Source organism: Bacillus coahuilensis m4-4 (assembly GCF_000171615.1).
Classification (GTDB): domain Bacteria; phylum Bacillota; class Bacilli; order Bacillales; family Bacillaceae_K; genus Bacillus_T; species Bacillus_T coahuilensis.
In genome coordinates this window covers 18,797-34,022 of sequence record NZ_ABFU01000020.1, presented here as the reverse complement: position 1 = coordinate 34,022, position 15,226 = coordinate 18,797, and the positions used below count along the sequence as shown (strand labels likewise).

Sequence of the window (15,226 nt, the reverse complement as noted above, 5' to 3'; positions counted from 1 at the left end):
TTTATAAAAAGCTCGCTCAGGCCCGACAAGAGTAGTGGGGGCATCCTGGAAGGGGGTCATTTTCTTTTGTACTGCCCCTACTTTAACTTAATCTAAAAGAAAAAGACAGACCCACTAAAAGTCTGCCTTTTACACTTATTCTCCTAAATCAACATTGTGATAGACACGTTGAACGTCTTCTAAATCTTCAATCACATCGATCATTTTTTCAAATTGAGCTTGTGCCTCTTCATCTAGTTTCACTTCAGATTGTGGAAGCATAGTTAATTCCGCTACAGTAAATTCCTCAATACCCGCTTGACGAAGAGCTTCTTGTACAGCATGGAATTGATCGGGTTCAGCATAGAGGATAACAGAGTCATCTTCTTCCATAATGTCTCTCACATCAAGGTCTGCTTCCATCAGAATTTCTAGTACTTTTTCTTCAGACTTACCTTCCATTCCAATAACTGCCGTGCTATCAAACATATAAGCGACAGATCCGCTTACACCCATGTTTCCACCGTTTTTACCAAATGCAGCTCGCACCTCTGAAGCTGTTCGATTCACATTATTTGTTAATGCATCAACAATGACCATCGAGCCATTTGGTCCAAACCCCTCATAGCGCAGTTCAGCATAATTATCATCTGAGCTACCTTTTGCTTTATCAATGGCACGATCGATAATATTACGTGGTACGTTATATGTTTTTGCCCGTTCTAAAACAAACTTTAACGCTTGGTTACCTTCTGGATCTGGTCCACCTTGTTTGGCTACTACGTATATTTCAATGGCAAATTTAGAATATACTCTACTAGTATTTGCGTCCTTTGAAGCTTTCTTTTCTTTAATGTTATTCCACTTACGACCCATAGGTTCCACTCTCTTTCAAATAATTGTACTCTATTAAATGTAATACAATCTCGCTCTCCGTTCAACTGTTTAGACAGGTTTGCCTTATTTTAGACATTTATTCTGAAGGCACTAGGGTTAAAATAGTCCCTTCTGATTGATCTATCCTTGTTGTATAGAAATTCCCATCTGCCCAGTCGTCGATGTTTTGATGATACCAGTCGCTTTTCACATGACCACTTTGACCTGGTCCCACAATATGCTCTGCACTGTTCGGATCAGCTAAGTCATTTGCGTATCGCCAAGCTCCTCCGTGATTAACCAGCCCTTCATCGTTCGCTCTCGCTGCTTGGACCGTAATATGACTCCCTCCTAAAGGAACAGGGTCTTTACGATTAAACACAAATTCTAGTAAAGATGAGCTTGAAGATAACGGATGGGCAAAGTATAAAGCATGGGCATCTCCCCATTCCCATTCTTTCGGGGTTTTTCCATATTTTTCTTCCAATGTTGAAACCGCAAGATTAAATGCTTTCTCAACCACTTCTTCATACCCTCCGTTTTGATCAAACCAAACGGACGTCTGCCCCATTTGTCCTTTTCTAAGAAGTTCATCCACTACCATGCTCCTCCCTCTAAATAGCTCTAACATATCCTCTGGTATCTCGTCTTGGAATAGTAGGGAAGTTATACTCTCTACCCACTGATGGTATATGAGCGGAGCAGATAAATCTTTATCATCAAACTGATTCCATTCTTTCAATTCCTTTATTGCTTCTTGACCATGGTTGGTTAGCTTTTCTGTATCTAATACTTGTAATAACTCATTCAAGAATTCTTCCGCATGAAGATTCTTTTTGTCCATTTGTAGCGCTTTCATATCATCAAGAGTATACGTTTCTTTTTCTTCCAATACCTCTTCAATTCTCAAGTATCGATAGGGCTGTGCCCAGTAATGACTAATATGATAAGGATACGACTCATCGACCACTTTATTGTTAGCTGTTGCAATGTAACCAGATTCAGGATTCACACTTCTAGGTAGTTCATCATAAGGAACATATCCTGTCCACTCGTATTCATCTGTCCATCCAGGAACCGGTAATAGGCCATCACCATTCTTACGAAGGGGTAAGTTCCCATTCGCTTTATAGGCAATTGTTCCATCCGTTGAAGCAAATACAAAGTTTTGCATAGGTGCGTTGAAATTTTCTAGCGCCGATTCAAATTCCTCCCAATTTTTCGCCACGTTCATCTCAAGTACAGCCTGTAGCTCTAACGTTGGTTCAAGAGCGGTCCATTGAAGAGACAATACTTCGTCGGCTCCAGCTTCATGAGCAAATTCAGAAATGATTGGACCATGTCTTGTTTCAGTCACCTTGTACTCGATGGTCTCTCCGTCTTTCACTTTAATCGGCTCATCATGGATAGTCGCTTGTTCATACTCGTCATTATATAAAAACTGTTCAGGATTATCTGGGTTGCGTTTTTCAATGTACAAGTCTTGTACATCAGGACCTGTATTGGTTACTCCCCAACTTATATGGTCGTTATGTCCAACAATAATACCAGGAATCCCCGCAAAGATAACGCCACTCACATTGACATTCTCAGCTTTAAGATGCATCTGATACCAAATAGAAGGTGTTCCTAATGAAAGATGAGGGTCATTGGCTAAAAGAGGATGGCCGCTTACGCTCCGTTCTCCGCTAAGAACCCAGTTGTTACTTCCATTAAATTCCTCAGGTACTACGGCCTTCGCAAGGGAAGATTCTATATCAATCTCTATATTTTCATAGGAGGATAAAATGGTGGGTGCACCCTCTGGATAAGTTGGAAACAATTCCAATGCTTTCTCTTCTGGAAAGTGTTCTAATGCCCAATATAAAAACGCTTGGTTTGACCAATGCCCACCTAAGTCAAACGCCATAAATTTTCCAATGACTAAAGAATCTACAGGTGTCCATTCATTCGGTTCATACCCCAAAAGTGTAAATTCAACAGGTAATCGATTTTCCTCTATCGCCTGCTCTCGATATAAGTTTACACCTTCTGCAAACCACTCCAACGTCTGTTTTGCTTCGTCTGAATACATGTCATAGGAAGCGACTGCTGCTCTTCTTAATCCTAATGTTCTAAAATACTTATCTCGGTCGATAGCGACCTCGCCTACCACTTCACTTAGCTCACCTGAAGCTTGCCTTCTTGATAAATCCATTTGAAATAAGCGATCTTGAGCTTGTATGTAGCCTTGCGCCATATATAGATCCTGCAACGAACCTGCTTCAATATGGGGAATACCCTCTGCATCTCTTGTCACTACTACTTCTTCTTGAAGCCCTTGAAGGGAAATGGATCCCTCAATCTTCGGAAGCGAGCGACTCGTGTAAGCGGATACAAAAATATATAATGAAGCACTCAATACTAACACTCCAACAATTCCCCATATTAACCCTTTCCGCAATTGGTTTGGTTTACTTTTTACCTTCTCTTGAACCGGTTGAACCATATTCATAAAACAACCCCCTTTATGCTAAAGTATTAGCCACTAAAGAGGGAAATTCCTTTTATTTTATCAGAAAATTTAAAACCTTACATCATAATTCCCCCGTCTACTTGGAGAACAGCACCGTTAATATAACTTGCCTCTTCCGATGCTAAAAATAAATACGCATGTGCAATATCTTCTGCCTGACCTAATCGTCCGGCTGGGATTAGCATTTTTGTTTGTTCTATTACTTTGTCTGGCACTTTCTCCACCATAGCTGTTTCGACAAAGCCTGGTGCAACTGCGTTCACTGTAATCCCTTTACGACCAAGCTCTTTTGCCCATGTTTTCGTCATTCCGATTACAGCTGCTTTTGAAGCCGCGTAGTTGGTTTGCCCTATATTTCCATAGATTCCACTCACTGAGGAAGTATTGATTATTCTCCCCTTCCCTTTTTTTATTATATACGGTAATGCTGCCTGGGTACAGTAGAGCACTCCATTCACATTAACTTGCAATACTTGTTGAAACGCTTCACTTGTAAGCTTATGTAAAAAACTATCATTCGTTATTCCTGCATTATTAATAACAATATCTATACCTTCAAATACCTCTGCTACATTTTTCATGACGGTATGGACCATTGCCTCATTTGAAACATCCACTTGGAAAAATTGAACATCATACCCTTCTCTCATGAATGATTCGGCCTGGTTTTGACCCATTTCGAGATTGTAATCTAAAATAGCCACTCGAGCCCCTTCTTCGGCAAAACGCTTTGTTGCCGCTAAACCTATCCCACTTGCTCCACCAGTGATTACCGCTACTTTACCTTCTAACCTCATTTCGGATTGCCTCCTTTTTTTCTTTTATAGCTATGTATTCCACAAATACGATTGCAAACCCTTTCAATATCAGATTATTTTAAAAAGTAGTCACATATAAAATAAAAAAGCAGAAGACATCTACTCCTGCTTTAATCTTTAAAATTTAATTCCCATTTTTTTAAAGGCCAGTACCTTAGAGACACTTCTCCAACAACTTCATTCTCTTTAATAAAACCAAAATGACGACTATCCGTGCTACCTAAACGGTTATCTCCCATAACAAATAATTGACCGGCTGGAACTTCCATTTCGCCTGTTTTATCTTGCAGAGAGAAATCTCCAGTAAATTTTTCATAAGACATTTGATCTTTATAGCCTTCAATATATTGTTCGTCTATCGGCTCCCCGTTAATGTGTAATGTATCGTTCTCAAAATAGAGGGTATCTCCAGGTAGTCCTATGACTCTTTTAACAAAATCCTCTTCTTGATTATAATGAAATACGACTACATCGAAGCGGTCAATTTCTCCTATAGTATAGCTTAATTTGTTGACAAGGAGCTTGTCCCCGTCATTTATTGTAGGTAGCATGGATTGTCCTTGAACTGTATAGTTATCAAACAGAAAAAATCGAATAAAGCCAAAAATCACAAGTCCAAGTATAATGGCTTTTGCCCACTCCACACTCTCTCTTTTCACTTCTTCCTTCAACAGATTCCCTCCAACATTAACCTCTTACTCTTTTACCTTCCACTCTTTTTTGTAACCTAACCTCAATTCGTTTACCAATAAACCAAAGTAAGCAGATGACACCTGCTGCAATGATTGCTTTTACTGGTTGTGTAATAAACGAAGCAAGATCAGCACCTATGTAACTCATAATAAAAATCATAACCATTTTCCCGCTAACAACAGCTAGCATATATTGATAAATGTTAATCCTTGATAGCCCCGCCACAATATTGACAATCGCTGACGGTGTAAACGGAAAACATAATAATATAAATAATGGACCAAATCCGTGTTCTTCCACCCATTTCATTAAACCCTGGACTTTAGCATGACGATGCAAAAAATTCATCCACCGTTGTTTTCCAAATGCTCGAACAAGAAGAAATACAATGAGTGCTCCACCACAGGCTCCAATCCAAGAATATAGAAACCCAAATCCTAATCCAAACGCTGTGGCATTTGCCACAACAAACAAAAACAAGGGCAAAAAGGTAGAAAAGCTTCAAGCATAGGCAATAATATCCCTATGAACGGCCCCCATGCACGATACTGCTCAATCCATTCTTCCATATTATCAACTGTGAAATAATTTAAGACGTCCATGAACAGCTATTTCCCCTTTTTTCCTAAACCCATACTATTTGCAGTATACCATAGGTCATCCTATTGTTATATTCATTTACCCTTTAGCGTATGATTTATTCACAAAAGAAAAAAATACTAGGTGTAAGGCACTTGTATAAGTCCGGAATTTTGGGTAGAATAATACAGAACATATGTTCTTACCTTACTACAAAGGAGATCATACTATGACACGTATACCAGAGGAAGATCGCGATTTGATTGAACAGGCCATTTACTTACCTATGGTTTTGACGGTCCTCACAAAAGACATCGCCACGATCCAAACAAGTCCTTTCAAGCTAAAAAAACCCTATTTAGAATGGATTGAAGAAACTATGAAAGATATACAAAAAGATTTAGCTCGAGTGAAACGACTAATGAAAGCAGGAGAAATGAAGGTAGAAAGAATGCAGTCTGATGAGTCTTTCACCATGTATATGTTTTTATACAAAGGGTATGAAGAACATCATAACTACTTTAATCCAAGATTACGCAATGCGGTAGAAAATTTACTACGGTTTTATTTGTATGGGAGATTTGAACAAATTCGCAACTCGAACAATAATAAGGAAGCGAACTAGTCCTCTCTACTATCACGATGAATTATCGCCATTTTTAATTCAGCAGTTCGCCTAATTTGGTTCATCAAACTGTAGCGTGAAATAGCTAATGAGAGGGTCTCGCCATTATAAAACTGAAGAATAACTTGTTTAGAGTCTACTACCTTATGAGAATGAATATATGCTTCTGAGATCCAAATACACTCAGGTAAACGAGGAGATGTAGTGGGGAATAAGAAGATGCCTAAGCGATTATCAATGATAATCGGGGATTTATGTGTCACTTGTATGATAGATTTCGTTCCTTTTTTTCGCCCCCAATAATCAGAACCAAAGTATTCGCACGATTGCCTAATGATTTTTGTGGGGGACAAAGGACAAAAGTACTTTGCGTTCTGCTCTACAATAAGAGAGCCCATTTGCTCATTCATTTTATACGGAATAAGGTACATGATGTCTTCTGTCATCACATACGATTGTTTCACTTCGATTTGATCCGTTTTAATCATATTCATTCATCTAACCTCCTTTTACTGGTAATTATACTATTTCTTCCAATCGGTGTGTCGAATAAACAGGAATTATACACAATTTTAATTTTTCTTAAAAATTTAAACAATTCTATTGTAAATGACCTGAATTCATCTTATAATGTAAAAAAGACTTCAGAGGTGATCGTTAATGGAAAATAAAAAGTCTTATGCTGAGATGAGTAAAGATTGCACGATGACCCGGAACCGTTCAACTGACCTGACTATGATGGAAATTTACGTTGAAATGGTATTAGAAGAACTACTATTTCATCACCAAAAAAGAAAAACTGATTTCAAAAATTGACGCTGCCCTAGACGCTAGAGATCGCTCATTATTCTTACAGTTATCTTCAGACTACAAAGAACTTTGCACTCGCTATGACATGTAGTTCTTCGATTCAAGTATAGGACGAAGGGAGTATGGGGAGTAGGAACATCTAGGAAAGAATCTAATAGGAAAAAGGAGCTGCCTCGTGGCAGCTCCCTTTTATTCTTCAGGTTCAAAACGTTCTAAACGTTCAATTCTCTCTACCATACTAGGGTGAGAATACCTAAATATTTTCACTAAAAAAGGTGGATTGACTTGAGAAAGTCCGACTCTTGATAACTCCTGAAAGGCTGAAACCGCCGCGTCAGGGTTTTGTGTCATCTGAATCGCATAGTTGTCCGCCCGTGTCTCTGTATAGCGAGAAACACCGTTTTCTAGTGGACTTGCAGCAAATAATAGCACTGAAGATAACAATAAGAAAAGCGGAAGTGAGCTAATATGAGATACTTTCTTAATACGATACTCCTTACCATTGCTCTCGACCATTCTATTCATTACTTTAGCAATAAGCCAGAGCCCAATAAGCATCATTAGTAAATAACTTCCAATCCCTACATATATATGCTTTTCAACATAATGGGCCATTTCATGTGCCATAACAAATAATATTTCGTCATCTGACAATGCTTCTAATGTTGTATCCCACAGAACAATTCGAGAATTTGCCCCCACTCCCGTTACATACGCATTTAGCGCATTGGTCTTTGTGGACATGTCTACTTGATACACATGTTCAGCTGGAATATCCGCCTTTTCAGCAATAGCCAGAATCTTCGCTTCTAATTCCTTATCCTGAAGTGGGGTGAAATCATTATACAGTGGGTCAATTACAACCGGTTGAATAAACATAAGGAAAATCGTAAAAGGAATGGATGCAAGCCAAGCTACTAACCACCACTTTTGCTGAAACGTTCTCATGATCCAATACAAAGCGGAAATAATAACGACCATTAATAAAAAGTTCACCCAAAAATCAATAACCTGGTCTTTCATCCACGCTGAAAAAGTTTGTACTGAAATGTTATACAATTTAGAGAAATGAAAGCTTAAATACTCAAACGGAAAAATGACGAGATAAGAAGCGATATAAAACCAAAACAAATAAATCGCAGTTTGAACAACAGGAATGGAACTCGTCCCTTCCCCCCACCTACTAAAGGTTCTAGAAACTCCAAAGACTAAAAGCAAGAAATAAAATAACCATTCGTACGGAACAGACAAAAAGTAAAGTAGATTCCGAATTCGGCTATATTCTTCACTAAGCATGAGTTCTCGGCTATTCATGAAGGTTTCAGGATCAGCACCGCTCCCTTTCAACTCCTGCGGAAGTGTTGTGTCAGCGATATAAAATAAGTACAAATAAACAAAAAGTCCAAACACCAAATAAAGAAAAACGGCTCGAAAAGACCATTTTGCAGTCACGATATTTCCTCCCTCCTGTTCCCCTATTATATGTAATAGCCTGTCTCTTCATTTAGAACAAAAATAACTCCCTTTAAAAGAAAAGGGAGTAAAAGGTTAAAATACAAATAGATCCTAGCACTACGACTATAACATTAAACCCGGTAAACCCTAGTAAAAAGGCAACCGTAACACCTAATATTCCAAAGAGAATGTTTCCTTGATCAATAAAATAAAAACCGCTGGAAAGATTAAGGCACCTAATATGGCAAAGGGCACATTTCGTAGAACCCCTTCAATAAACGGAGGTAGCTTACCACTAAATGCAAAGAAAGGTACTACTCTTGGTATGTACGTAACAGCGGCCATCGCTACGATCAATACAACAATATCAAGATTCACGAGGAACTGCCCCCCTTCCTTTTACAGTGGTGATCAGTTCGACTAATACGGCAGAAAGTAAAGAAGCAAAAAGAATGGCCCACCCCGTTGATAGACCTGCTACAAAAAAGATACTGTGAAATGCAGCAGAAAGAAAAGCAAGAGAAAAAACCTTTACACTCTTCTTCATAGATGGTACAAGTAGCCCCACAAACATACTATAAAGGGCAATACTCATGCTCTCTTGAAGGACAACTGGAAGAAAACTTCCAATGATAAATCCTAGAAAAGATGAAAATACCCAGCTTGAATAGCCGCAAAGAATAACGCCAAACGCATACTGTGAAGTAACGGGACCAGGCTTTGTTGCAAGTACTGAAAATGTTTCATCTGTAATCCCAAATGCATACAGTGCTCGCTTCCATCCTTTGTCCTTATGCATTTTTTCGTTTAATGAGGCAGACATAAGCAAATGTCTAATATTCACGATAAAAGTGGTTAAGACAATTTCCACTCCTGCTGTTCCTAATGCAATTAAATTTAAGCTCATAAACTGAGCAGCTCCAGCAAAAACAAAGATGCTCATCATGACTGTTTCTAAAGATGTTAGCCCTACGTTTTTAGCTAAAAGTCCAAACGCAACCGCGATAGGAAAATAGCCAATGGCAATAGAGAGTCCACCTCGAATTCCGCTTAGAAAGCTTTGGTTCGTGCTCTCTGTATTCAAGCCCTGCTCCCCCTTGTACGAATCAATAGTATGAATTCATTATAAAGGGAGCATATGGATGTGCCAACCTGTATTTCCTCTATTTCCCTATAAAATTTGGTGCTCGTTTCTCACTAAATGCCACTAACGCCTCTTTTCTGTCGTCTGTCGGAATGATTGCCATATAAGCCTCTCTTTCAATCTGCAAGCCATTTTCTAGAGTAGTCTCCAACCCCTTCTTAATAGCTAACTTCGCCTGCTTTACGGCCACTGGTCCATTTTTTAAAAGTTGTTCAATAAATACATTGGTGACAGTATCAAATTGTAATGAATCCGCGAGCTTAGTTACAAGCCCCCATTCCATTGCTTCTTCCGAGGTAAAACGACGAGCTGTCAAAATAAGCTCCAGCGCTTTTGCTTCACCCACAATACGAGGTAAGCGCTGCGTCCCTCCTGCTCCAGGAATAATAGCTAAGCTTGTTTCTGTTAATCCCATCTGGACCCCTTTGGCTACAATTCTAAAGTCACACGAAAGCAGAAGCTCCATACCACCACCAAAAGCATATCCAGAAACAGCCGCAATGGTCGGCTGAGGTAAATTAGCGACCTGAGAAAATACTTCCCCAATCTTGGTAACATTTCGTATAACTTCTGCCTCTGATAAGGTCTTTCTTTCTTTTAAGTCGGCACCCACACTAAATGCTCGGTTACCTGAACCACGAAACACAACCACTCGAATACTTTTATCATGATGAACAGTATGTAATACTTCCGACAATTCAAGAAGCATCTCATAATTAAACGCATTTAATTGGTCAGGACGATTTAGAATAATCTCTACTACATACCCACTTTTTTCAAGCTTAATTGTTTGACTCATATTTAACCCCTCCCTCCTCCTAAACATTCGACGAGAGGGATTGAAAACCTTTTCAAAGCAGAACATCTTCTTATTTTTTCTTATGAAAAAGCTGTCACTTCCTTAATTTTCTAATAACGCTTCATTATTCACTCTCTCTAAAAATTCATACACGACCTTTAGATTATTCTTTTGTCCTCCTAATTTCATTAAAGCTTTTCCAACGAAATTCAAGCCTTTATTACTTCCAGCATATATAAAACGTGTTTCATTCTCAGAGATTTTTTCTAACTGAAAAGAAAGATCAACCTCAAACGCATGGGCTAGGACAAATGAAATGCGCTTATATTTGAAGTGTGGTAAATCCTCATACCCTTTGACTTCGACAATGTATGTCTCCACTCGCTTACCTTCTCTGTACTTTTCCTCATATTTAGAGCCCACCATCCCAGGTTCTTCGTGTACCAGTTTAGAGCTTTCTACTTTCGGCATAATCCTTTGCTTATTTTCTTCAGAAAATAACTCCCACACTTTTCTATATGTTGCTTAATCACAACTTCCTCTTTCCACTCAATCATTCAATCCCTTACTCCCTTCCTGATTTTAAAAATTCATCAATATCCTCTACTTGTTCTTGAAGTTCTTTTAACTGATATTGAATACGTTCTTTTTTTTGACGTAATAATTTCTCTAACTGAAAAAAGGATTCATCTTCCATTACTTCCTTCATTTCTTGGATGGAAAAACCTAATCCTCGAAGTTTTCCTAAAAGAAGTGCGAGTAAGTAAGAACCATCATCATAGTAACGATAACGATTTGTTGGGTGAATATAAACAGGCTCTAACAAACCTACTTCACTATAGTACCTGAGTGTTTCTTTACTTAGTCCTGTTAGAGAAGAAAATTCACTCATTTTATACATAGCCCCGCCTCCTTTTCTCCAGTATAAACTGTGGGGTACACCACACGGTCAAGAGTGAAAAAGAACGAAATAATAATGTATTCAATTCCTCCTAAGTAGAGGACCCTATAAAAAAATAGAAGGGCTATACATTCCCCTTCATTCTTGTCATCCGTCTTTATTTCCTGTGATACCATACAATAAACTATGTAAAATCAATTTGTGTTGTTTTAAATCCTCTTGACCACTAAGCAAAAGACTGTTTGGTGAAGTTAAATCTCTTTTGTACAGTTCTAACACTTTAAAGATGAATTCGTTAGGATATTCATCTGAAAGCGTGCCTTCCTCTTTTGCTTGGTTAATAAACATAGTGGTCAGCTCATTTGTTTTTTGCAAAAAATCCTCATTGATCATAGAAGAAATGTTTTCATCCTGCAAGCACATCATAAGAAATTCAGGATGGAAATGATTGAGCATCGATTCTTTTGTGAACAAGAGGTTTTTCATTTTCTCTTCAAATGAATCCTTTGAATCTAAAATATCTTGCCCCATTTTTAACTGGTCATGAAATACCTTCTTCACAGCTTCTATCATTAAGCCATCTTTATTTCCAAAATAATTATAAATAGACACAACCGAAACATTTGCTTTTTTCGCAAGTTCACGAACCGATACATTTTTTGGAGCCATCGTTTGAAACATCACAATCGCTGTATCAATAATGGCTTCTTTTTTCTTTTCGGCACGAAGTTCAAACCCATTCATCTGACCACCTCTAAGAAAGTATAACAAAGGAGTATTTTCGTTTCAAAATTTTATGTTAGATCCTTTTGCTATAAAGAAAACACCAGAGTTTCCTCTGGTGTTAGATCTTAATTATTTTGAAGGACTTGATCTTTTAAAGCGCGTCGCAAAATTTTTCCTGTCGTATTCTTTGGCAATTCTTCAATAAACTCTATTGAGCTTGGAATTTTATATTTCGCTAGGTGCTCTTTGCAGTAGGCAAGAAGTGCTTCTTCGGTTACATCTTTACTACGTTTTACAACAAAGCATTTGATAGATTCACCAAAGTTTGGATCAGGCACACCTAACACTGCTGTTTCAATTACTTCTGGATGAGCATAGAGAACCTCTTCTACCTCACGTGGATAAACATTATAGCCACCAACAAGAATCATATCTTTCTTACGATCTACAATCGTAAAGTATCCATCTTCATCCATGGTAGCGATATCTCCCGTGTAAAGCCACCCATCTTTAATCGTAGCCTCTGTTTCTTCAGGCATTTGATAATATCCTTTCATCACATTCGGACCACGAACGATTAATTCACCTGGTTGACCGACTGGAACTTCTTCACCTAGCTCGTTAACCACTTTATTTTCTACATTCACAATAGAAGGTCCAATTGAGCCGGCTTTACGAGGTCGATCTAATGGATTAAAGCACGTAACTGGTGAGGCCTCAGATAGACCATATCCTTCAGAAATCATAACATTAAATTTTTTCTCGAAGTTTTCAAGTAAAGCAACTGGTAAAGATGCTCCACCAGAAATGCATAAACGTAATGATTGTAAATCTTCTTTCGTTGTTCCTTCATGTTGAAATAAAAAGTTATACATAGTTGGTACTCCTGCAAATACGGTTGCCTCGAATTTTTTCACAAGGCGGATAATCTCTGCAGGACTAAACTTTGGCACGATTAATAGTGTCGCACCTTGAGTAAGCGGTCCATTTAGCGCTACGGTCAAACAGAACACATGGAACATTGGTAGCGTCGTGACCACCCTGTCCTGATCTGACATTTCTAAGTACACTCCAACGTCACGGGCGTTTGAGTAGAGATTCTTATGTGTTAGCATGGCACCCTTTGGCTTACCTGTTGTACCGGAAGTATAAAGAATAATCGCTACATCATCATCCTGTAATTCTGGACCATTATACACCGGATTACCGGTAGCCATCATTTTTGTAAACGATTTCATTTTGTGTAAACAGATAGTGATGATAATTCTTGCTCCCCTTTGTCTGCCTCTGTTTCACATAAAATAAAATGCTCTACCTTTGGTAAATGCCCATGCATTTTTTCTGCTAGAGGTACTAACATATCTAGCATAACTACTACTTTAACATCACCATTATTCAAAATGTACCCAATCTCATCCGGTGTGTAAATAGGGTTTACTGGAATTACAGTAGCTCCTACTCTCATAGCCCCGTACAGAGCAATCACATAATGAGGAGTATTACCTAACAGTAAAGCAATATGATCCCCTTTTTTGACACCTAACACTTCAAGCTCGCTAGCGAACTTGTTCACAGCTCCATTAAACTCAGCATAAGATGTTGGTTGATCCATAAAATAGTATGCTGGTTTCCCCTTAAACTCGGAAGCTGTCTCGACTAAGCGTTGACTTAAGTTCATTTCTCCCTCCCCTTTCATATGAATGAATCATCACTCATTATTCATTATAACAAAAGAAAAGTTTTCTAAAAATATTTTATTTAGTGAACAATGAAAATTTTACAAAGTTAAAGAGGGTCCCTTTAGCAACCCTCTCCACATTATTACTCTACTACTGTTACAATTGGCGGTTTTTCTAAGTAGTTCATTAGATTGCTTACATCTTCGGTTACTTTTGCCCATTCTTCTGAAGCCAATGCAAATTCCAGTGCTTCTTTTGAATCGAATGTTAATTCTGTCACTAGATAGAGCGTGAGATCAGTATTTTGAGTTGACAGCACCCTTTGAACAGCAGCTCCGCTTACTTCTTTAACTCGTTGTGCTAATGGAACATGCACCTCAAAATAATGCTTTTCGAAACCTTCAACATCAGAGGGCTTTTCAAACAATACAATTACTTTTGGCATGTTAAATCTCCCTTTCTCTAATGAATTTTAATCACACAATTTTCAACTTATGACAAGTAACAGTTTTATTTTACCAACTTATATACCTTCCCTCCAACCTATTTCTTCCTGTTTTCTCGACAATTGGTGCATATTGGTGCAGAAAAAAAGAAGAGTGGGTATCCAGCTCTTCTTAAGAAAACATTAGTAGATTAAATTTAGGAGATCTTCTTTTTCTACATTCCCAAAATAATGCTTAACATTCACATCTAACAGGGCACATTCAATAGACTCCCGGTCGTATCTGATGCCTTTTAATTTCTCTTGGATTTCTGCTACATCTCCTACCCCAAAGAAATCACCAAAAATCACACAATCCTGAATAGTTCCCTTACTTACTTCCATACGAATATCAATTTGCCCCACTGGGAAACGGTGCGAATGTTGAATGTTAAATTTAGGCGACTTTCCATAGTTCCAGTCCCAGTTTCTGTAACGTTTCTTTGAGATCTCTTCAATCGTATCCCAATCTTCATCTGTTAGCTTATACTCTTGAATGGAATCCTTCCCACCAAATATATGCTCAAGAAGCAGCTGGCGGAATTCTTCAATGGTAATAGTATCCGTTAAAAATTCAGTAATATTTGCTACACGACTTCGAACAGATTTAATTCCCTTTGATTCGATTTTATCTTTCTTGACCTTTAGAGCTGATACAACGTGATCCATTTCACTATGGAATAAAAGGGTTCCGTGACTAAACATTCTCCCTTTTGTGGAAAACTGGGCATTCCCCGAAATTTTACGTCCCTCTGCTAAAATATCATTTCGCCCACTTAGCTCTGCATTGACTCCTAATTCTTGTAACGCCTCAATCACAGGTTCAGTGTAATTTTTTAAAGTTATGGAACGAATTTCCATCATCCTTTGTAATAAAGCTAAAATTTAAGTTCCCTAGATCATGATAAACAGCACCGCCGCCAGACAATCGACGAACGACATGGAGCTTTTGCGCTTCCACATACTCTGTGTTTATTTCTTCAATCGTGTTCTGGTTCTTTCCAATAATAATGCTTGGCTCGTTAATGTAAAATAAGAAATACGTTTCTTTCTCTACATCTAAGTGCTTTAATACAAACTCTTCCATTGCAAGATTAATATGTGGATCCGTAATTCCATTGTTGTCTATAAATAACATCGTAA

14 protein-coding genes and 4 pseudogenes are annotated in these 15,226 nt (G+C 38.2%); 2 read left to right on the top strand and 16 right to left on the bottom strand.

The genetic code is table 11. The features are described 5' to 3' along the window. Positions 1 to 135: 135 nt before the first annotated feature. From M44_RS05015 to M44_RS20455, 5 genes and pseudogenes are all read right to left on the bottom strand, one after another. Entirely contained in the window at positions 136 to 855 is a 720-nt protein-coding gene (locus M44_RS05015) for a YebC/PmpR family DNA-binding transcriptional regulator (RefSeq protein ID WP_010171462.1), read from the bottom strand. 97 nt (positions 856 to 952) lie between these two features. Next, entirely contained in the window at positions 953 to 3,349 is a 2,397-nt protein-coding gene (locus M44_RS05010) for a penicillin acylase family protein (RefSeq protein ID WP_010171460.1), read from the bottom strand. A 77-nt stretch (positions 3,350 to 3,426) separates the two neighbouring features. After that, the gene (gene fabG, locus M44_RS05005) at positions 3,427 to 4,167 is read right to left on the bottom strand and encodes a 3-oxoacyl-ACP reductase FabG (protein ID WP_010171458.1); all 741 of its coding nucleotides are present in this window, start codon (positions 4,165 to 4,167) and stop codon (positions 3,427 to 3,429) included. A gap of 131 nt (positions 4,168 to 4,298) precedes the next feature. Beyond that, entirely contained in the window at positions 4,299 to 4,859 is a 561-nt protein-coding gene (lepB, locus tag M44_RS05000; protein ID WP_010171456.1) for a signal peptidase I, read from the bottom strand. Between the two features lie 16 nt (positions 4,860 to 4,875). Then, positions 4,876 to 5,483 (bottom strand): annotated as a pseudogene (locus M44_RS20455) (TVP38/TMEM64 family protein). Between the two features lie 206 nt (positions 5,484 to 5,689). On the opposite strand from M44_RS20455, the gene M44_RS04990 reads away from it, so the two are divergent. Further along, on the top strand, positions 5,690 to 6,085 hold the full coding sequence (locus M44_RS04990; RefSeq protein ID WP_010171452.1) for a YhjD family protein: 396 nt from the start codon (positions 5,690 to 5,692) through the stop codon (positions 6,083 to 6,085). Here the strand turns inward: M44_RS04990 and M44_RS20450 are convergent. Next, the gene (locus tag M44_RS20450; RefSeq protein ID WP_010171450.1) at positions 6,082 to 6,579 is read right to left on the bottom strand and encodes a competence protein ComK; all 498 of its coding nucleotides are present in this window, start codon (positions 6,577 to 6,579) and stop codon (positions 6,082 to 6,084) included. The two genes, M44_RS04990 and M44_RS20450, sit on opposite strands and share 4 nt — an antisense overlap. Before the next feature lie 287 nt (positions 6,580 to 6,866). Between M44_RS20450 and M44_RS29800 the strand changes: the two genes are divergently transcribed. Continuing rightward, positions 6,867 to 6,986, top strand: a complete 120-nt coding sequence (locus tag M44_RS29800; protein WP_081447414.1) for an IDEAL domain-containing protein — start codon at positions 6,867 to 6,869, stop codon at positions 6,984 to 6,986. 98 nt (positions 6,987 to 7,084) lie between these two features. Here M44_RS29800 and M44_RS04975 read toward each other — a convergent pair whose 3' ends face one another. The 10 genes and pseudogenes from M44_RS04975 to M44_RS20425 form a co-directional block, all read right to left on the bottom strand. After that, positions 7,085 to 8,347 carry a M48 family metallopeptidase gene (locus M44_RS04975; RefSeq protein WP_010171446.1) on the bottom strand — a complete coding sequence of 421 codons (1,263 nt, stop codon included), beginning with the start codon at positions 8,345 to 8,347 and terminating at the stop codon, positions 7,085 to 7,087. A gap of 73 nt (positions 8,348 to 8,420) precedes the next feature. Continuing rightward, positions 8,421 to 8,695: pseudogene (locus tag M44_RS20445) on the bottom strand (AzlD domain-containing protein). A 22-nt stretch (positions 8,696 to 8,717) separates the two neighbouring features. After that, positions 8,718 to 9,434, bottom strand: a complete 717-nt coding sequence (locus tag M44_RS04965) for an AzlC family ABC transporter permease (RefSeq protein ID WP_010171443.1) — start codon at positions 9,432 to 9,434, stop codon at positions 8,718 to 8,720. A gap of 79 nt (positions 9,435 to 9,513) precedes the next feature. Further along, a complete protein-coding gene (locus M44_RS04960) occupies positions 9,514 to 10,293 on the bottom strand; it encodes an enoyl-CoA hydratase-related protein (RefSeq protein WP_010171441.1) in 780 nt (259 codons plus the stop codon). 102 nt (positions 10,294 to 10,395) lie between these two features. Then, a complete protein-coding gene (locus tag M44_RS27835; RefSeq protein WP_237705209.1) occupies positions 10,396 to 10,674 on the bottom strand; it encodes a hypothetical protein in 279 nt (92 codons plus the stop codon). Between the two features lie 184 nt (positions 10,675 to 10,858). Continuing rightward, positions 10,859 to 11,194, bottom strand: a complete 336-nt coding sequence (locus tag M44_RS04950; protein ID WP_010171438.1) for a MerR family transcriptional regulator — start codon at positions 11,192 to 11,194, stop codon at positions 10,859 to 10,861. Between the two features lie 147 nt (positions 11,195 to 11,341). Then, positions 11,342 to 11,938, bottom strand: coding sequence for a TetR/AcrR family transcriptional regulator (locus M44_RS24770; protein WP_010171436.1), 597 nt, complete (start codon positions 11,936 to 11,938; stop codon positions 11,342 to 11,344). A 107-nt stretch (positions 11,939 to 12,045) separates the two neighbouring features. Next, positions 12,046 to 13,598 (bottom strand): annotated as a pseudogene (locus tag M44_RS20430) (fatty acid--CoA ligase family protein). Between the two features lie 143 nt (positions 13,599 to 13,741). Next, entirely contained in the window at positions 13,742 to 14,044 is a 303-nt protein-coding gene (locus M44_RS04935) for an EthD family reductase (RefSeq protein ID WP_010171429.1), read from the bottom strand. Between the two features lie 183 nt (positions 14,045 to 14,227). Continuing rightward, a pseudogene (locus M44_RS20425) lies at positions 14,228 to 15,221 on the bottom strand (lipoate--protein ligase). Between the last annotated feature and the right edge of the window lie 5 nt (positions 15,222 to 15,226).

What these genes read in the sequence shown, in the direction of transcription:
- fabG (WP_010171458.1), bottom strand. Translation starts at nt 4,167, where the DNA reads ATGAGGTTAGAAGGTAAAGTAGCGGTAATCACTGGTGGAGCAAGTGGG.
- M44_RS04935 (WP_010171429.1), bottom strand. Translation starts at nt 14,044, where the DNA reads ATGCCAAAAGTAATTGTATTGTTTGAAAAGCCCTCTGATGTTGAAGGT.
- M44_RS05010 (WP_010171460.1), bottom strand. Translation starts at nt 3,349, where the DNA reads ATGAATATGGTTCAACCGGTTCAAGAGAAGGTAAAAAGTAAACCAAAC.
- M44_RS20450 (WP_010171450.1), bottom strand. Translation starts at nt 6,579, where the DNA reads ATGAATATGATTAAAACGGATCAAATCGAAGTGAAACAATCGTATGTG.
- M44_RS04950 (WP_010171438.1), bottom strand. Translation starts at nt 11,194, where the DNA reads ATGTATAAAATGAGTGAATTTTCTTCTCTAACAGGACTAAGTAAAGAA.
- M44_RS04990 (WP_010171452.1), top strand. Translation starts at nt 5,690, where the DNA reads ATGACACGTATACCAGAGGAAGATCGCGATTTGATTGAACAGGCCATT.
- M44_RS24770 (WP_010171436.1), bottom strand. Translation starts at nt 11,938, where the DNA reads ATGAATGGGTTTGAACTTCGTGCCGAAAAGAAAAAAGAAGCCATTATT.
- M44_RS05015 (WP_010171462.1), bottom strand. Translation starts at nt 855, where the DNA reads ATGGGTCGTAAGTGGAATAACATTAAAGAAAAGAAAGCTTCAAAGGAC.
- M44_RS04960 (WP_010171441.1), bottom strand. Translation starts at nt 10,293, where the DNA reads ATGAGTCAAACAATTAAGCTTGAAAAAAGTGGGTATGTAGTAGAGATT.